Source organism: Caballeronia sp. M1242, from assembly GCF_017220215.1.
Taxonomy (GTDB): Bacteria; Pseudomonadota; Gammaproteobacteria; order Burkholderiales; family Burkholderiaceae; genus Caballeronia.
Genome location: NZ_CP071129.1, coordinates 1,066,086 through 1,084,333, shown reverse-complemented (window position 1 = coordinate 1,084,333; position 18,248 = coordinate 1,066,086). Strand labels below are relative to the sequence as shown.

17 protein-coding genes are annotated in these 18,248 nt (G+C 66.3%); 4 read left to right on the top strand and 13 right to left on the bottom strand.

The genetic code is table 11. The annotated features are described in order from the left end of the window. Positions 1-9: 9 nt before the first annotated feature. Genes JYK05_RS04975 through JYK05_RS04965 form a run of 3 tightly spaced genes read left to right on the top strand, consistent with a single transcriptional unit; the run spans position 10 to position 3,294 of the window. Positions 10-2,190, top strand: coding sequence for an FUSC family protein (locus JYK05_RS04975; RefSeq protein ID WP_206467972.1), 2,181 nt, complete (start codon positions 10-12; stop codon positions 2,188-2,190). Next, the gene (locus JYK05_RS04970; protein ID WP_206467971.1) at positions 2,180-2,380 is read left to right on the top strand and encodes a DUF1656 domain-containing protein; all 201 of its coding nucleotides are present in this window, start codon (positions 2,180-2,182) and stop codon (positions 2,378-2,380) included. The genes JYK05_RS04975 and JYK05_RS04970 overlap by 11 nt, the downstream gene beginning before the upstream one ends. A 50-nt stretch (positions 2,381-2,430) precedes the next feature. Next, entirely contained in the window at positions 2,431-3,294 is an 864-nt protein-coding gene (locus JYK05_RS04965) for an HlyD family secretion protein (RefSeq protein ID WP_206467970.1), read from the top strand. Positions 3,295-3,364: 70 nt separating this feature from the next. On the opposite strand, the gene JYK05_RS04960 is transcribed toward JYK05_RS04965, so the two are convergent. The 13 genes from JYK05_RS04960 to JYK05_RS04900 all read right to left on the bottom strand — a co-directional run bounded on the left by JYK05_RS04960 (position 3,365) and on the right by JYK05_RS04900 (position 17,359). Then, a complete protein-coding gene (locus JYK05_RS04960) occupies positions 3,365-4,177 on the bottom strand; it encodes an ABC transporter substrate-binding protein (RefSeq protein WP_371826406.1) in 813 nt (270 codons plus the stop codon). Between the two features lie 262 nt (positions 4,178-4,439). After that, a complete protein-coding gene (gene astE / locus JYK05_RS04955) occupies positions 4,440-5,453 on the bottom strand; it encodes a succinylglutamate desuccinylase (protein ID WP_206467969.1) in 1,014 nt (337 codons plus the stop codon). Then, positions 5,437-6,813 (bottom strand): N-succinylarginine dihydrolase, encoded by a 1,377-nt coding sequence (astB, locus tag JYK05_RS04950; RefSeq protein WP_206467968.1) that lies wholly within the window; start codon positions 6,811-6,813, stop codon positions 5,437-5,439. Before astB ends, astE begins: the two co-directional genes overlap by 17 nt. 15 nt (positions 6,814-6,828) lie before the next feature. Beyond that, positions 6,829-8,301 carry a succinylglutamate-semialdehyde dehydrogenase gene (astD, locus tag JYK05_RS04945; RefSeq protein WP_206467967.1) on the bottom strand — a complete coding sequence of 491 codons (1,473 nt, stop codon included), beginning with the start codon at positions 8,299-8,301 and terminating at the stop codon, positions 6,829-6,831. Positions 8,302-8,313: 12 nt separating this feature from the next. Next, positions 8,314-9,342: an arginine N-succinyltransferase gene (astA, locus tag JYK05_RS04940; RefSeq protein WP_206467966.1), complete on the bottom strand. Its 1,029-nt coding sequence runs from the start codon at positions 9,340-9,342 to the stop codon at positions 8,314-8,316. Beyond that, positions 9,339-10,385 (bottom strand): arginine/ornithine succinyltransferase subunit alpha, encoded by a 1,047-nt coding sequence (gene aruF / locus JYK05_RS04935; RefSeq protein ID WP_206467965.1) that lies wholly within the window; start codon positions 10,383-10,385, stop codon positions 9,339-9,341. The genes astA and aruF overlap by 4 nt, the downstream gene beginning before the upstream one ends. 34 nt (positions 10,386-10,419) lie before the next feature. After that, the gene (locus tag JYK05_RS04930) at positions 10,420-11,649 is read right to left on the bottom strand and encodes an aspartate aminotransferase family protein (protein WP_206467964.1); all 1,230 of its coding nucleotides are present in this window, start codon (positions 11,647-11,649) and stop codon (positions 10,420-10,422) included. A 132-nt stretch (positions 11,650-11,781) separates the two neighbouring features. Further along, positions 11,782-12,750 (bottom strand): GlxA family transcriptional regulator, encoded by a 969-nt coding sequence (locus tag JYK05_RS04925; protein ID WP_241269882.1) that lies wholly within the window; start codon positions 12,748-12,750, stop codon positions 11,782-11,784. 70 nt (positions 12,751-12,820) lie between these two features. Beyond that, positions 12,821-13,636, bottom strand: coding sequence for an ABC transporter ATP-binding protein (locus JYK05_RS04920; RefSeq protein WP_206467962.1), 816 nt, complete (start codon positions 13,634-13,636; stop codon positions 12,821-12,823). A gap of 33 nt (positions 13,637-13,669) precedes the next feature. Beyond that, on the bottom strand, positions 13,670-14,383 hold the full coding sequence (locus tag JYK05_RS04915; protein ID WP_206467961.1) for an ABC transporter permease: 714 nt from the start codon (positions 14,381-14,383) through the stop codon (positions 13,670-13,672). An 11-nt stretch (positions 14,384-14,394) separates the two neighbouring features. Beyond that, positions 14,395-15,084: an ABC transporter permease gene (locus JYK05_RS04910; protein ID WP_206467960.1), complete on the bottom strand. Its 690-nt coding sequence runs from the start codon at positions 15,082-15,084 to the stop codon at positions 14,395-14,397. A gap of 270 nt (positions 15,085-15,354) precedes the next feature. Next, entirely contained in the window at positions 15,355-15,753 is a 399-nt protein-coding gene (locus JYK05_RS04905) for a hypothetical protein (RefSeq protein ID WP_206467959.1), read from the bottom strand. Positions 15,754-15,772: 19 nt separating this feature from the next. After that, positions 15,773-17,359 carry an EAL domain-containing protein gene (locus tag JYK05_RS04900; RefSeq protein ID WP_206467958.1) on the bottom strand — a complete coding sequence of 529 codons (1,587 nt, stop codon included), beginning with the start codon at positions 17,357-17,359 and terminating at the stop codon, positions 15,773-15,775. Between the two features lie 332 nt (positions 17,360-17,691). Here JYK05_RS04900 and JYK05_RS04895 point away from each other — a divergent pair, with 332 nt between their 5' ends. Continuing rightward, positions 17,692-18,219: a GNAT family N-acetyltransferase gene (locus JYK05_RS04895; RefSeq protein WP_206467957.1), complete on the top strand. Its 528-nt coding sequence runs from the start codon at positions 17,692-17,694 to the stop codon at positions 18,217-18,219. The last annotated feature ends 29 nt before the right edge of the window (positions 18,220-18,248 follow it).

Genomic DNA, 18,248 nt, shown 5'->3' with positions numbered 1-18,248 from the left:
GGAACGCGCATGTCGTCTCTAACTGCCAAACCCGCGCGCCCTTCCGCGATGGACGCGCTCGCCGACTGGGCGCGCACCGACGGCCTCGCGTGGATCTACATCTTCAAGGCCGTGCTCGCGGCCCTGCTCGCGCTCTGGATCGCGATGCGCCTCGACATGCAGCAGCCGCGCACCGCGATGACCACGGTCTTCGTCGTGATGCAGCCGCAAAGCGGCATGGTGCTCGCAAAGAGCTTCTATCGCTTCTGCGGCACGATGGTCGGTCTCGTCGTGATGCTCGCGCTGATCGCCGTCTTCGCGCAGCAGCCGGTGCTCTTTCTGTCGGCGACGGCGCTGTGGGTCGGCATCTGCACGGCGGGCGCGGCGCGCAACCGCAATTTCCGCTCATACGGCTTCGTGCTCGCCGGCTACACGGCCGCGCTGATCGGCATTCCGGCCGCGCAGCATCCGGACGGCGCGTACCTGTCGGCGCTCACGCGCGTGGGCGAAGTCACGCTCGGCATCGTCTGCGCGGGCACGGTCAGCGCGCTCGTTTTTCCGCAGCACGCAGGCGAGCAGATTCGCGCTACCGTGCGCCGCCGCTTCGTGCAATTCGTTGATTACGTATGCCGCGCGATGTCGGGCGACATGGAGCGCGCGCAGATCGAGCGGGCGAATCTCGGCTTCGTCGCGGATGTCGTCGGCTTCGAGGCGGCGCGCAGTGTCGCCGTGTTCGAACACCCGGAATCGCGGCGGCGCGGCGGGCGGCTCGCGCGCCTCAATAGCGAATTCATGATCGCCTCGACGCGCTTTCACGCGCTGCATCAGTTGATGAACCGTCTGCGCGACGGCGCGTCCGCGACGACCATCGCGGCGCTGACGCCGTTTATCCACGAAGTGCCGCCGCTCTTGCTCGACGCCGGCCAGCCCGTGCGCAATGCGGCCGAAGCCGCGCACGCCGCCGCGCGATTGCGCGAGTTCAAGGCCGCGCTGCCGAAGCGCGTGCGCGCGGCGCGCGAGACGATCGCGAGCGACGCGGCGTTCGCGCCGCTCGAGTTCGACACCGCGACCGAACTGCTCTACCGCTTCGTCGACGACATGCTGGCCTACGCCGAAACGTACGCGTCGCTGGCTTCGCCGTCGCATGAACGCGAGCGCTGGGCCGCGCGCTACGTGCCGAAGACCAACCTCCTTGCCGCCGCGATCTCCGGCGTGCGCGGCGCCATCGTGATGTTCGTGCTCAGCGCGTTCTGGATCGCGACCGCGTGGCCGAGTGGCGGCACGATGGTGCTGAACGCGGCGGCGGTTTGCGCGCTCGCGTCGTCCTCGCCGCGCCCGACGCTCATGTCGGCGCAAATGGCCATCGGCACGGCGCTCGCCGCGGTCGTCGGCATGATCGTCGTGTTCGGCGTCTTCCCGCACATGGACGGCTTCGTGCTGATGTGCGTCGCGCTCGTGCCCGCGCTGCTGCTCGGCACGTTCCTGAGCACGCGGCGCGCGGTGGCGGGCGTGGGCATCGGCTATTGCATCTTCTTCTGCTTTCTTGCGGGGCCGGACAACGTCGTTCACTACGATCCGACCGGCTTCATGAACGACGGCATCGCGCTCGTGCTGTCGATGATCGTCTCGGCCGTCGCGTTCGCGATCATCCTGCCGACCGATGCGCCGTGGCTGCGGCGACTGTTGCTTGCCGACCTGCGTCGCGAAGTCGTGCTCGCGCGACGCGGCCGCCTGACGAACGTGGCGACGCGCTTCGAAAGCCGCACCCGCGACGTGCTCTCGCAGATCAATGCGCTCGCCGCCGGCCGGCCCGCGCTGCAACGCGAGGCGCTGCAATGGCTCTTCGCGGTGCTGGAGGTCGGCCGCGCGGTCATCGACTTGCGGCGCGAAATCGCCGCGCTGTCCGACGCGCCGGACCATGCGGCCGCTCAACCGTGGCGGCGCGCGATCGACGCCACGCTCGATGCCGTCGCGCGTCTCTTCGATCGCCCGAACACGGCGCGCTTCGATGCCGCGCTGCGCTGCGCGGAAACCGCCATCGCGGACGTGCAGCGTCTCATCGCCGCGTCGGAGCGTCCGCGCGAGGACCGGCACCGGTTGCAACGCATCGCGAGTCATCTGCATTTCATTCGCACCGCGCTGCTCGATCCCGAGTCGCCGTTCGCCACGCCCGAAACCGATCCGCCCGAAGGAGTGCCCCATGCCGCGTGACACCGCGATTCTCGAAGCCTATGTGCCGACGCTCCTGCTGCTGTTCGTCGCGGGCGCGCTGATCACATGGGTCATCGACCGCGCGCTCGCGCTGACCGGCATTTATCGCGTGGTCTGGCATCCGGCGCTGTTCCGAGCGAGCCTGCTCGTCTGCATCTGCGGCGCGCTCGGGCTCGCGGTGTATCGCTGAAAGCGGTCATTCACTCACACACGTACTTACACGTTCACAAGAGTTGCATCATGGTTCTCAGGAAAATCATCGGCTTCGTCATGACGATCGTCATTTTCGCGGCCGCGCTCGTCATCGGCCGCATGCTGTGGGTGCATTACATGGATGAGCCGTGGACGCGCGATGGCCGCGTGCGCGCCGATGTCGTCAACGTCGCCCCGGATGTGTCGGGCGCGGTCGTGCAGATGCCCGTGCGCGACAACCAGTTCGTGAAGAAAGGCGATCTGCTGATGGAGATCGATCCGTCGCATTACCGCATCGCGGTCGAGCAGGCCGAGGCGAACGTCGCGGCGCGCGCCGCCGAACTGCGCATGCGTCGCTCGGACGCGGCGCGGCGCGCGGACATGGACAGCCTCGTCGTCTCGAAGGAAGCGCAGGAAAACGCGATGCAGACGGCATCGACGGCGGCCGCGCAGCTTCAGCAGGCGCAGGCGGCACTGGATGCCGCCAAGCTCAATCTCGAGCGCACGAAGGTCTATTCACCGGTGGACGGCTACGTGACCAACCTGAACGTGTATCGCGGCGACTACGCGACGGCGGGCGCGGCAAAGCTCGCCATCGTCGATAGTCATTCGTTCTGGGTCTACGGCTACTTCGAGGAAACGAAGCTGCCGCACGTGCGCGTGGGCGATCGCGCGCAGATTCGCCTGATGAGCGGCGGCGAGCTGACCGGACATGTGGAAAGCATTTCGCGCGGGATCTATGATCGTGACAATCCGCAAAGCCGCGAACTGCTCGCCGATGTGAACCCGACGTTCAACTGGGTGCGGCTCGCGCAGCGCGTGCCGGTGCGCGTGAGAATCGACGAGGTGCCGCAAGGCGTCATGCTCGCGGCAGGGACGACGTGCACGGTGGTGATCGCGCCGTCGATGTGAGCCCTTCATCGACGCAAAAAAGCCCGCCCCGGCCACCACCGGAAGCGGGCTTCGCACCACCCTCACGCCATTACTTCAACACCACCTTCACATCGAAGTACTTCGCGGCAAGCCGGTCGATGGAGCCATCGTCCTTCAGCTCCTTCAGCGCGCGGTTGAGCGCGTCCTTGAGAGCCTTGTCGCTCTTGCGCACGCCGAAGCCCACGCCCGAGCCGAGCAGCTTGTCGTCGCTGACCGCCGGACCCGCGAACGCGAAGCCCGCGCCCTGCGGCTGCTTCAGGAAGCCCTTCGACGCCGCTTCGGCATCCTGAAACGCTGCATCTAGACGCCCCGACGCGAGATCCGCGTAGATCTGGTCCTGCGCCTGATACGACTCGACATCGATGCCCGCGGGCGCCCACTTCGCCTTCGCGTACGTCTCCTGAATCGAGCCCTGCAGCACGCCAACGCGCTTGCCCTTCAGGCCGTCCACCGTCGGGAGAATCGCGCTGCCCTTCTTCGCGATCAGCTGGTTCGGAATCGTATAGATGGGATCGGTGAAGTCGATCGCGAGCTTGCGCTTGTCGGTGATCGTCATGTCCGAATTGATGCCGTCGAACTTGCGCGCCTCCAGGGCCGGAATCAGCCCGTCGAACGAGTTCTCGACCCACACGCACTTCATCTTGAGCTTCGCGCAGACCGCGTTGCCGATGTCGATATCGAAGCCGGTCAGTTCGCCCGCCGGCGTCTTCGATTCGAACGGCGCGTACGACGCCTCCACGCCGAAGCGCAGTTCCTTCATGTTATCGGCGGCGTGTGCGGTCAGCGACGCGGCGCCCGCGGCGGTCATGGCGCCCAGCACCGCGAGCGCGGCGAATTTGCGGTTGATCCATTGCGAGTTCATCTACTGCGATCTCCTTCCAGTGTGTTTCGTGATCTGTCGTCCGATGCGGCACAACGCCGGCCAATGCAGAATCGCGGCGTCAATAAAAACGCTCAAACGAGGCGCACGCTTTTGATGCGCCGCATCATGGACAGGGCCGCGATTGTATCGCGCGCCCGAAGCCGCACCCGCGCGGCGGCGCGCGGCGTGTGCGGCAAAAGAGGAAACGAAAACTGGCAAGCGGATGTCGCGCCGATGCAAGTCCGGGCGCGAGGAGGCGGGATTATTCGAGCGATGCGAGCGTCGCGTCGGTCGTATCGACGACCATCAAACCCGCGCGCAGGCCCGGTTTCACCTTGGGATTCGGAAACACGATGCGCTCTTCGTCATGCTTCACGCGATAGATGTAATCGCCGTCGCGCGCGAGCTCCGTGCCTGCCGGAAACGCGGTGAAATTCGGCACATCGGCCGCGACATTCAGCACGAATGCTTCGCTCTGCTTGTCGATTTGCGCGACGACGGTGAAGACGCGCAGCGGCGCGTCTTCAACCGGCGCGCTGCCCGCGACGAGCCGCCGCAAAGCCGCATCCGATGCCGCGAAGCGCGCGAGATCGTTCTGACCGAAGGGGCGCACCTTGCCCAGTTCGAGCGTGCAGGCGAGCGCGCCGCACTGCTCGGCGGTGAAATGCGTGAACGTGTTCCCCTTCTCCCGATGCAGAAGCACCGCTTGCAGACGCGCATCCCGCAGCCAGTCGAACATCGCGCGCGAAAGCGGCGCGCCGGTGTGCGGCAACAGCGCGAACTGCTCGAAGACCGACGCGCGAATGGCCGTATGCATGTCGATGTGCCACTTCGGATGCGCGACGCCCTCGAAGAAGCCGCGCGCCGCGCGTTCGAGCTCGGCTGCGCGCGGCGCTTCCGCGCTCGCAGGCAAGTTCGCGTGACGGCCGCTGAAGAGGCGATTGAGGTCGTCGTCGGCGTAGCGCACGCCCGCTCGCATCGCACTGATGTTGCCGAGAATCACCAGCACGCGGGCCGCGAGCGCGGCCTTTCCGCTCGCGATATCGGCGACAAGGCGCGACAGCATTTCGATCGGCGCCGTTTCGTCGCCGTGAATGCCGGCCGACGCAATCACGCTATGCGTCGCGGGTTGCGCGGCGGGTTCCAGCAGCAAGACGCCTTCGCCCTGCCACGTCCAGCGCACGCCGGATGCCGCCGTGCCGGACGCAACCGGCGGCTGCTTCCCCGAAAGACAGAACGCCAGGAAGTCGTCGAGAAGCTCAGTGCTGGAAGTCATAGATCGCGCCCAGTCCGAGAAGCGTCGTCAGTTCGTCGAGCGCCCTGCGCGATTGATCCAGCAGTTGCGGATCGGCGAGATCGGCGGGCGCGAGGCGATCGCGATAATGCGTGTCGATCCACGCGTCGAGGCGCGCGAAAAGCGCATCGTTCATCCACACGCCGGGGTTTACCGCCGCGCGCTCGGCAACGTTCAGCACGACGCGCAGCCGCAGGCACGCCGGGCCGCCGCCGTTCTTCATGCTCTCGCGTAAGTCGAAGACGAGCACTTCGTCGATAGGCGTCGCGCGCGTGGCGACCGAATCCAGATACGCCGCCACGCGCTCGTTCTCGCGGCATTCCTGCGGCACGACGAGCACTTGCGTGCCGTCTGCCCGCGACAGCAACTGGCTATTGAACAAATACGACGACACCGCATCCGCCACGCTCACTTCGCTCTGCGGAACTTCGAGCGCCGTGAACGCCGCGCCGTGTTGCGCGAGCTTCGCGGCGAGCTCGTCGTAGACTTTCTGCTGATCGACGAACGCGCGCTCGTGGCAAAACAGCGTCGTGCGATTGCCGACCGCGATGACGTCGTTGTGGAACACGCCGGCGTCGATCACATCGGGCGATTGCTGCGCGAACACGGTCGACGCGTCCGAGAGTCCGTGCAGGCGCGCGACGGCGCGGCTCGCCTCCAGCGTCTGCCGCGCGGGAAAGCGCTGCGGCTGCGGCCCCTGGCCGTATTCGCTGCGGCCATACACGAAGAACTCGACGCCCTTCTCGCCGTATTCCCGTGCGAACCGCGTGTGATTGGCCGCGCCTTCGTCGCCGAGCGCGGGCGTGCCCGGCAGCGCATGATGAATGCGAAAGCGCGCTTCGTCGGCGAAGATCGCGGCAAGCGAGCGGCGCGTTTCGCCATGCTCGATCGCGCGATGCAGCTTCGCCGCGAGATTCGCGGGCGTGAAGTGGACGCGGCCATCGGCGGTATCGGCCGAAGGGCTCACGGTCGCGGCGTTGGCGGTCCACATCGCGGAGGCCGAGCTCGCGGCCGCGAGCAGTTCCGGCGCTTCGCGGGCGGCGCGCTCGATCACGGCGGCATCCGTTCCGGTGAAGCCGAGACTCTTCAAGAGCCGGATCGACGGACGTTCGAGCGGCGGCAGCACGCCCTGATGAAAGCCCAGGTCCGCGAGCCGCTTCATCTTGCGCAAGCCCTGCTTCGCCGCGGCCTTCGGATTCGCGACGGACTTCTCGTTATTGCGCGACGCCACGTTGCCGAACGACAGCCCCGCATAGTTGTGCGTCGGCCCGACGAGCCCGTCGAAATTCGCTTCGCTCGCCGCGCGAGCTTCGTGGGACTGATTGGCTTGCTGTGCCTGCATGTCGGATTCCGGTGCTTAGAACGTGAGACCCGGCGATACGCTCGCGGGCATCTGCAATTGCGCGCTTTCCACGGACGCCATCGGATACGAGCAGTAGTCCGCCGCGTAATACGCGCTCGGCCGATGGTTGCCCGAGCGCCCGACGCCGCCGAACGGCGCGACCGACGACGCGCCGTTGGTCGGCCGGTTCCAGTTGACGATGCCCGCGCGAATCGTGCGCTGGAAGTGCCTCCAGGCGGTTTCGTCGTCGGCGAGCAGGCCGGCGGAAAGGCCGAAGGCCGTGTCGTTCGCGCGCTCGATGGCTTCATCGAACGTCTTGTAGCGCGTGAGTTGCACCATCGGGCCAAAGTGCTCTTCGTCGGGAACGTCGCGGGCGTCGGTCACATCCAGAATCGCGGGTGTGACGAAACCGAGATTCGCCGCGCGCTGCTGCATTGTCAGCAAGGGCCGTGCGCCGGCTTCGATCAGCTGCGTTTGCGCCGCGACGAGCCGCGCCGCCGCCCGCGCCGAGATGACCGCGCCCATGAACGGCTGCGGCTCGTCGTCGTAGGCGCCGATGCGGATGCCCGCGCTCACTTCCGTGAAGCGTTGCAGGAAGCGCTCGCCGAATGCATCGTCCGGAACGAATAGGCGGCGCGCGCACGTGCAACGCTGACCGGCCGAAAGAAACGCCGATTGAATCGTGTGATGCACGGCTGCGTCGATGTCCGCGACCGGCGCGACGACGAGCGGATTGTTGCCGCCCATCTCCAGCGCGAGCACGATTTCCGGCCGCCCGCCGAACTGGCGATGCAACAGCGTGCCCGTATCCGAACTGCCGGTGAAGAACAGCCCATCGATCTGCCGATGGTTGGCGAGCGCGATGCCCGTGTCCTTTTCGCCTTGCACGAGATTGAGCACGCCCGCGGGCAGCCCGGCTTCGATCCACAGCGCGACGGTCGCCGCCGCGACGCCCGGCGCGAGTTCCGAAGGCTTGAACACGACCGCGTTGCCCGCGATCAGCGCCGGCACGATATGGCCGTTCGGCAAGTGCCCCGGAAAGTTGTACGGCCCGAACACGGCGACCACGCCGTGCGGCCGGTGCCGCAGCACGGCGACGCCATCGGCCATCGGCGCGCGCTTTTCGCCGGTGCGCTCGTGATACGCCTGCACGGAAATATCGACCTTCGCGGCCATCGACGCCACTTCGGTGCGCGCTTCCCACAGCGGCTTGCCGGTTTCGCGGCCGATGGCGTGCGCGAGCGATTCCTTGTTCTCGTTCAGCAGCGACGCGAAACGCTTCGCGACCGCCACGCGCTCGTCGAAGCTCACCGCCGCCCAAGACGCGAACGCGCGCCGCGCCGAGGACACCGCGCGGTCCACGTCGTCGGCGGATGCGCTCGCGCCTTGCCACACGGTTTCATCGGTTGCCGGATTGCGCGACGCGAACGACGCGCCCTGCCCGTGCTGCCACTCACCGCCGATATACAACTGGTTTCGGATATCCATGACGTCTCTCAGTTATTTCGCGCGCTGCGATGTCAGCACGCGCACGGTGTCGCCGTTCTTCACGCGCAAGGCGGCGGCTTCTTCGGCGGTCAGCAGGAACGTGCCGTCGTCGACCGCGCCGGTGGTCGCGCCGCAGCGGAAGTCGTCGAGCGAGGTGTTCGACACCAGGCTCTTCGCATCGCTTTGCGCGTCGTCGCGCTCGCCGATGCGCACGGTCGCTAGCACGCTTTCGCGCACCGTGCGCAAGTCCGCGATGTGGCATTCGAGCACCGGACCGGCATCGAAAATATCGACGTGGTTCTCGTAACGCAGGCCTTCGGCTTCGAGCATCTTGCGCGCGGGCGCGGTGTCGCGGTGCGTGACGCCGACCGTCTGCTGCGCGGACTCCGGCAGCAAGTCTAGATACACCGGATAGCGCGGCATCAGTTCCGCGAGGAACGACTTCTTGCCGTGCGAGCTCAGGTAATCGGCTTCGTTGAAGTCGATCTGATAGAAGTGCGAACCGACCGCGTTCCAGAACGGCGATTCGCCGTTCTCGTCGAAATGGCCGCGCAACTCCGCGCACAGCCGCTGCGGAAAGCGTTCACGGAATTGCGCGATGAACATGAACCGCGACCGCGACAGCAGCCCGCCCACGCCTGCCGTGCGATAACGCGGGCTCAGGAACAGCGAGCAGACTTCCGAGTAGCCCGTGAGATCGTGCGAGATGTTGAGCAGCGACATGCGCGTCCACACGCCCATGTCCTTGCTCGCATGCACGACCGTCGACACGCGATAGTTGTAGAACGGCTGCTCCAGCCCGACTTCCGTTTCGATGCCGCACACGCCCGCGACGTCGCCCGTGGCGGTGTCTTCCATCACGAAGAAGTAGCCGGCTTCGAACGGCTCGGCCTCGCCCGCGAGCGTGCGCCGCGCCCGTTCGACGCGCGCCGCCAGCGCGGCGCGATCCGGCTTGAACGTGGTGAGCCCCGGGCCCGTTTCCAGCGCCAGCGCGACGAGCGCGTCGACATCTCCCGGCTGCACGCAGCGCACGACGATCATTGCAATTCTCCCGAGGCTTGATGCAGCGGCACGCAGCGCACCGTGTCCTTTTCCGCGACGCCGAGCGCGCCGCACGCGTCGGCGCTCAATGCCGCGCCGTCCGAGCGCGTGCCCGTCAGTTCCGCGACGATGCAGCGGAACTCGTGCGCCCCGCCCGCCGCGACGAGATACGCCGCGCCTTTCGTGTCCGTGCCTTCGCGCACCGCGCGCAGTTCGCCCGAGCTCGCGGATGCGCTCTTGTCCACGGCGAGAGTCAGCACCGGGCCGGCGTCGAAGATATCGACGAAACGGTCCGGCTCGAAGCCTTCTTCGAGATGAATGTCGTAGGCGAGCAGCGTGCTCGCGTTCGGCTCGCCGAGCACGCGCTGCGCCTCGCCAGGCAGAAGCGGCACGTAGAGCGGATACGTCGGCATGACTTCCGCGATGAACGTGCGGCTGCGTCCGCCCGATTCCAGTTCCACCTGCTCGAAGTCGCGGCCGAAGAACTTGCGGCCGACGGCTTCCCAGAACGGCGACACGCCCGCGTCATCGGTGACGCCCAGCATCAGCGAGAACACTTCGCTCGAAAACCGCTTGCGGTTCGCCGCGATGTACATCATGCGGGCGCGCGAAAGCAGATGCGCGGTGGCTTCGCCCTCGGGCGTGCGCAGCGACGGATCGATATAAAAGCCCGTGAGCCGGCTTTTTCCCGTCAGTTCGTGCGACATGGTGAGCGCGTGAATCTTGCGGTTCACCTTGAGTTCGCGCGATGCGTGGATCAGCGCGTCGTTGCGGAACGTGTAGAACGGCTCGGAATAGCCCGCCGACGCGACGATGCTCGACGTGCCGTAGAGCTTGCCCGTCTGCGCGTCCTCCAGCACGAAGAGATAGAACTCCTCGCCCGGAAAGTCGACTTCGGCGCGGAACGAATCTTCGGAGAGCGCGACGCGGGTTTCCAGCGCGCGCCGGTCGCGCGGCAACGAGTGCAGCACGGGCGCGGCCGAGCGCGCCATGCGCTCCAGCTCGTCGAGATCGGAGAGTCTTGCCGGACGAACGAATAGCATCGCCGTTTCCTGTAAAGCGGTGATCAACGATGAATCAGCGTGCGACGGCCGTCGCGCCCACGACCTGCTCGATCGCCTGCTCGATGCGCGCGAAGCCTTCGTCGAGATCGGCCATCGGCATGATGAGCGACGGCGCGAAGCGCAGCACGTTCGGCCCGGCGATCAGCATGATGACGCCGTTGGCCGCCGCCGCGTTCAGCACGTCCTTCGCGCGGTCCTTGTAGGCGTCGGCGAGTTCCGCGCCGATCAAAAGACCGCGGCCGCGAATCTCTTTGAAGAGGCCGAAACGCTCGTTGATACGCGCAAGATGCGCCTTGATCGCTTCGCTGCGCGCGCCGACGCCTTCCAGCAATTTCGGATCGCTGATCAGTTCGACGACCTTCTCCGCGATGGACGCGCCGAGCGGATTGCCGCCGTACGTCGTGCCGTGAACGCCTACCTTGAAGTGCTGCGCGATGGCATCGGTGGTCAGCATCGCGCCGATGGGAAAGCCGTTGCCGAGCGCCTTGGCGGTCGTGAGAATGTCGGGCGTCACGCCGTATTGCATGTAAGCGTAGAAGGTGCCCGTGCGGCCGACGCCCGTCTGCACTTCGTCGAAAATCAACAAAGCGCCGTGCTTGTCGCACGCTTCGCGCAGGCCCTTCAGGAACGCGGGATCGGCGGGCAGCACGCCGCCTTCGCCCTGCACCGGCTCGACGATCACCGCGCAGGTCTTGTCGCCGATGGCTTCGAGCGCCTGCGCAAGATCGTTATACGGCAGATGGCGGATGCCCTGGGGCTGCGGACCGAAGCCTTCCGCGTACTTCGGCTGTCCGCCGACGCTCACCGTGAAGAACGTGCGGCCATGAAACGACTGCGTGAACGAGATGATCTCGATCTTCTCGGGACCGAACTTGTCGATGGCATAACGGCGCGCGAGCTTCAACGCCGCTTCGTTCGCCTCGGCGCCCGAGTTCGCGAAGAACGCGCGATCCGCGAAAGTCAGGTCCGTCAGGCGTTTCGCGAGACGCAATACCGGCGCGTTCGTATAGCCGTTGCCGATGTGCCAGAGCTTCTCGCCCTGCTCGTGCAGCACCTTGAGCAGTTCGGGATGGGCGTGGCCCAGCGCCGTCACGGCGATGCCGCCCGCGAAGTCGATGTAATCGCGGCCTTCGGTGTCCCATACGCGCGAGCCGCGGCCTCTGTCCGGCACGAAATTGGCGGGCGAAAACACCGGAACCATTACTTCGTCGAACGTACCGCGATTCACATTGATGTCGGTCATGTGCCACTCCTCTACGGGTTCTTGCTGCAGTCGTATTGCAATGCTTTCGATATTAGGCGCTTGCGTGCGTTCCGTCTTGCGCGTTCGCGACATGCTTTCATGCGCTTTCACGCTCGCCTTCAGTGCGTCGATTCAACGAGACTCGGGCGGCTCGATCAACGCCCCGCCGCGCGGTTCGTCGAGCGCGCCGCGCTGCTTTTCGATCCAGTTGCGCCGCTCCTCGCGCGGCGTCACGCCGAAGCGGTCGCGATACGCATTGGAAAAATGCGCCGCCGATGAAAACCCGCACGCGAGACTGATCTGCACGACCGATTTGCTCGTGCGCTGCAATTGCGTGCGCGCCTTCGTCAGACGCAGATTGAGGTAATACTTCGAGGGCATCGCGCCGAGATACTGACGGAAGAGCCGCTCCAGTTGCCTGCGCGAGATACCGACGAGATTCGCGATGTCATCGGTGGACAGCGGGTCTTCGATATTCGCTTCCATGAGTTGCAGCGCGTCGTTCAGGCGCGGATGCCGCTCGCCCGGCGCGGTCACGAACGGAATGCGCTGCCGTTCAGTGCCCGCGCGCAACGCGCCGACGCCGAGCGAATCCGCGATGCGCTCCGCCAGATCCTGACCGTGATCGCGGGCGATCATCGCGAGCATGAAGTCGATGCTCGCCTGACCGCCGGCGCACGTCGCGCGGTCGCGGTCGATCTCGAAGATCTGCTGCGAGACGATCGCGCGCTCGAACTGCTCGGTGAACTGCTGGTACGTCCCCCAGTTCACGGCCACGCGATACTGCGCGAGTTGCCCGGCCATTGCGAGCCACCAGACGCCGTGATGAATGCCGGAGACGAGCGGCGTGCGCGGCGCGACGCGCGCGAGGCTCGCGAGAAAGAGCCGGTAATCGGCGAACTGCTGATAGCGTTCGGAGACCACGATGAGCCAGTCGCAATGGACGGCGTCGTTGAACGCGCAATCGGCGGGAAGCTGCGCGCCGCCCGAAAGCGGCACCGGACGGCCGTCCCACGAACAGACGCGCCAGTCGTAGAGACGATGCCCGTCGATTTCGTTGGCGAGCGCGAGACTGTCGATGATCGGCGCGATGCCGCTCATCGATACCGGCGGCAGCGCGACGATCGCCACTTGCAGCGGCCCGCGCGCCGGGCCCGAAGCGCTCGCCACGTTACTTGAGACTGCCCGACAGGAACTGCTTCAGGCGCTCGCTCTTCGGCGCGCTCAACACCTCCGACGGCGCGCCTTCTTCTTCCGTGCGTCCTTGGTGCAGAAACATGACGTGATTCGACACGTTGCGCGCGAAGCCCATCTCATGCGTCACGACGATCATCGTGCGGCCTTCTTCGGCGAGCCGCTGCATGACCTTGAGCACTTCGCCGACGAGTTCGGGGTCGAGCGCGGACGTGGGTTCGTCGAAGAGCATGACGTCCGGATGCATGGCGAGCGCGCGCGCAATCGCGACGCGCTGCTGCTGCCCGCCCGACAGATGCGACGGATACTGCTTTTCCACGCGCGGCGGCAGGCCGACTTTCTCCAGATACTCGCGCGCGCGGTCCTCGGCTTCCTTCTTCGAGACGCCGAGCACGTGAATGGGCGCTTCCATCACGTTCTCGATGGCCGTCATGTGCGACCAGAGATTGAAGTGCTGGAAGACCATCGCGAGCTTCGTGCGCACGCGCTGAAGCTGCTTGTGATCGGCCACTTCGAGATTGCCGTTGCGGTCGGTTTTCGTGCGCACGGCTTCGCCATCCACGACGATCTGCCCCGCGTTCGGCTTCTCCAGGAAGTTGATGCAGCGCAGGAACGTGCTCTTGCCCGAGCCGCTCGCGCCGATGATGCTGATGACATCGCCCGCGCGCGCCGCGAGCGACACGCCCTTCAGCACTTCGTTGTCGCCGTAGCGTTTGTGGATGTCCTCGGCGACGAGCTTCGTCGCGACGTCTTTGGCTTTCGGCTCCAACGCAATCTCCTCGGGTGATGACATGATTCTCCGCACGGCTTGGAATTTTACCGCTCGTCAGGCGCGCGACGGGCTCAGGTACGCGAGCCAGCGCCGCTCCGCGCGTCGAAACGCCGCGACGAGCGCGAACGAAATCGCCAGATACAGAAGCGCCGCGATGCCGAACGAGCCGAACGATTCATACGTCGCGGAATTTGCATCGCGAGCGACCTTCAGGATGTCCGGCACCGTCGCCGTGAACGCGACGGTGGTCGCGTGCAGCATCAGGATCACTTCGTTGCTGTACAAAGGCAAGGCGCGGCGCAGCGCGGACGGCAGGATCACGCGGCGATACATCGTGAAGGTGCCCATGCCGTAGGCGCGCGCGGCTTCCACTTCGCCGTGCGGAATCGCGCGGATCGCGCCGGCGAAGATCTCGGTCGTGTAGGCGCAGGTGTTCAGCGCGAACGCGAGCACCGCGCAGTTGAAGCCGCTGCGAAAGAACGCTTCGAGCAAGGAATGCGTGCGCACGAATTCCAGGCTGTACATGCCGGTGTAGAGCAGCAGCAGTTGCACGTAGAGCGGCGTGCCGCGAAACACGTACGTGTAAAGGCGCACGGGCGTCGAGAGCCAGCGGCGCTTCGAGACCCGCGCGCACGCGAGCGGCACGGCCGCGCAGAAGCCGATGGCAATGGACGCCGCGAGCAGCCACAGCGTCACGACGAGGCCCGACGCGCGCATGCCGTCGGAATACAGAAACGGACGCCAGTATTCGGCGAAGATCGACATCATGGTGTCTGTCCTCAAAGATCGGCGTGGCGCACGCCCGTCGAATAACGTTGTTCCAGCGCCATCAGCACGAAGTTCGACGCCGTGGTGATGGCGAGATAGATGAGCGCGGCGATCAGAATGAAGAAGAACATGTTGAACGTGCTCTTGCCCGCGTCCTGCGCGGCCTTGACCACATCCGCGAGGCCGATGATCGACACGAGCGCCGTCGCCTTCACGAGCACTTGCCAGTTGTTGCCAATGCCCGGCAGCGCGAAGCGCATCATCTGCGGAAACAGGATGCGGCCGAACACGCGCATGCCGCTCATGCCGTATGCGCTGCCCGCTTCCAACTGGCCGCGCGGCACCGCGAGAAACGCGCCGCGAAACGTCTCGGTGAAATACGCGCCGTAGATGAAGCCGAGCGTGAGCACGCCCGCCGTGAACGGGTCGATGTCGAACTGATCCCAGCCGAACGCATCGGTGACGCGGTTGATCGCGATCTGGATGCTGTAGAAGAGCAGCAGCATCAGCACGAGATCGGGCACGGAGCGGATGAGCGTCGTGTAAGCGGTCGCGATGCCGCGCAAGAGTCCGTGCCGCGAGAGCTTCGCCGACGCGCCGACCAGTCCGAGCAACACCGACACCGCGAGCGAAAGCAGCGCGAGCGCGAGCGTTTCCTTTGCGCCCGCCCAGAGCAGCGGGCCGAAGCCGTACAGCGACATGAGCGCCTCCTGTTTCGTCTAACGGAGGCGGCAGTTCTGCCGATGCGCGCCTCCCGGATTGGCGCGGATAGTCGCAAGCGAAAAATAATCGCTCAAAGAAGCGGCGTCGGCTTGCTGCGATGCAGCATCCGGTACGCGGGGGCGGCGCGCGGTTCATGCGCCCGCGCTGCAACGTCGGCAACGCGCGACAGCCGTGAAAACCCGCATCGGCGCGTCGTGCGGAATTCGTGCTTTTGCGTCGCTTTTTCGATAGCGCTGGACGCGGCGCCGTCAGCCCGCCGACACGCCCCGCACGACCTGCACGACATGGCCGTTGGCGACCGCGATCTCCGGGCTCTCTTGCAGAAGCGGCAGAAAGCGTTCGGCGAAGGCGGGATCGCGCGTTTCGGCGCGGAACATGCCGATGACCGCCTTCGCGTGCCCGACGCGCGCATCCGGCGTGGCTTCGTCGTCGTCGAGCACGTCGTCGAGGGCGGCGATGAGCGTCGACAGCGGCGAGAGCCAGCGATACGCGCTGCCGTTGATCACGATCTGCAGAAATTCGCCCGGCGACACCGGCCCGAACTCGGCCTCGTGCGCGTGACGCAAATGCGCGAGCACCGCGCGATGCAGCGCGAGCAGCGGATGCCGAACATCGCGGAGAAAGGAAACGGCGGTTTGATCGTCCATGAAGGCGTCCGGTTGGGCATTAGTGGGCGCGTGTCGCGCCCGCGTAGCGGATGAATTCGGCGGCCGTGAGCGGCGGCGAAAAGAGCCAGCCTTGCCCGAACTGCGCGCCGCGCGCATGCAGATAGGCCGCCTGCTCTTCGCGCTCGATGCCTTCGGCGATCACCTGCACGCCGAGGGTCGCGGCCATCTCGATGATATGCGAAGCGACGCTGCTCGACGCCGCGTCCTGTCCGACCGTATCGACGAACGACTTGTCGATTTTCAGGCCGTCCACGCGAAACGTCTGCAAGTGCGACAGGCTGGAATAACCGGTGCCGAAGTCGTCCAGATAGACGGCGTGGCCCGCCGCCCGGAACGCGCTGATGACCTCTTTTGCCGCGTCGGCATCCAGAAAGCCGCGCTCGGTGGCCTCGATGCGGATCTGCTGCGGCCGGATGCCTTGCCGCGCGAGCGCGGGACCGATCACGCCGAGAAAACGATGTGTCGTCAGGTCCGGCGCGGACACGTTCACGGAGATGTAATAGTCGGCGTAGCGCCTGAGAAAGTCGCCCAGTTCCAGCAGAACGGTGTCCAGCACCTGATCGGTGATCGCCTGAATGAGCCCGCGATGCTCGGCGAGCGGAATGAAATGGTCCGGCCGCACGATGCGGTCGTGATGCTTCCAGCGCACGAGCGCTTCGGCGCCGACGCATTGGCGCGTCGCGAGATCGACGATCGGCTGATAAGCGACGATGAACTGGTGGCGGCGCACGGCGTCGCGCAACTGACCGCGCGGCGAGAGCCTGCGCACGATGGCATAGGCGGCCCAGCTCGCGCACAGCACGCCCGTCGCGATCCCGGCGAGCAGCCACTCCCACGGCAGCGAGCGCGCGCGCGTGCGCCACGTCTCGCGCGGCGTGCTGACGACGACCGCGAGCGGCATCGTCGCCGAGCGGCGCACAGCCACCGACGCGCAATCCAAGAGCGACGGCAAGCTGCGATAAACGGCGAGGACCGCGGACGCATCCGTGGCGGGCGTGCCGGCGATTACGCGCCGCGCCTCGGTGTTGATGACAGCGACCTCCGGCGAGCGTGCAATGTTCGCGTCGATGCCGTCGACGTAGAGCGACGGATCCGCGGCAATGTAGACGCCGCCGCGCCCCATCACGAGCGAATCCTTGCCTCCGGGCAGTCGCGCCATGCCGTACCACGCGCTCACGCCATCGCGAGAACGCCAGTCGGGCGGCGGCAATGCGAGACTGTCCGACGCGCCCGCCGACACCGCGCCGAGCGACGACGAGCATTGCCACCGGCCGTCGCGGTCGTAGGCGCCCGCATCGCGCAGCGGCGCATTCGTGAGCGCGATGTGCCGCAGCGCCCGAAGATAGCTGGTGGAGCACGGCGCGTCGCTGACGTTGCCGATGTCGCCCAGCGCGCCCGACAGACGCCGCGTCAACTCTTCCGCGCGAAGGAGCGTGGCATCGGCGAGCTTGCCGAGCCGCTCGACGCGCGCCTGCCGTTCGCTGCGCGCGGCAAGCGTCAAGCCGATCACCGCCGGCGCGAGCGCCGCGATCATCACGACGACGATCAGGAGCGCCGCCAGCGCCCCGCGTTGAAGTTTGTTCATTCGTATTGTGGTCGTGCGCCGCAAGGCAAGGACGCTCGGGCGCGTTGCCGCGCCGCGTGGGCTGATCGCGCTGACGTGCCTGCTTTGCGACGGCTGCACTGGAAGCGCGGACAGGGACGCCGCATGAGGCGCATGCGCCGGCTCGGTCGACAGGCGCCTTAGTGTAGAGGGCGGCCAGCGCGCGACTCAACGCTTATTTAGCCAGAAAGTCGCGCATTGAGTGGGCTGGCGCACGGCCGCAAGCGATTTTCCGGTCCCGGTGCGGCGTGCGAAAATCCCGGCTGCACAGCCCGCCGGTGTGGGCTGCTCCGACCGCCATCCGAGAAACCGCCATGACATCGAGCCGCGCGCCAGCGCCCATCATTCGCGACGCCGCGTCCGGCGACTTCGACGCCATCGCGCGCATCTATTCGCACTACGTTCTTCACGCGCTGGCGACGTTCGAGGAGGCGCCGCCGACGGCCGACGAGATGCGCGCGCGCCACCAAGCGGCAGTCGCGGCGGGCCTGCCCTATCTCGTCGCGGAACTCGACGGCGAGGTCGCGGGTTATGCGTATGCCTCCACGTATCGCGCGCGCTCGGCGTACCGGCATACGATCGAAGATTCCGTCTATGTCGCCGACGGCCTCGGCGGACGCGGCATCGGGCTCGCGTTGCTTTCGGCGCTCGTCGAGCGATGCGAGCGCGGCCCGTGGCGGCAGATGATCGCGGTGATCGGCAACAGCGGCAACGCCGGGTCCATCGCGCTACATGCGCGGCTCGGCTTCGAGTATGTCGGCGTGTTGCGCGACGTCGGCTTCAAGCTCGGCCGATGGGTCGATACCGTGCTCATGCAGCGCCCGCTTCGCGCCTCGGTCTGAATCCACTCTGTTCTAGTAGACGCTGCCGC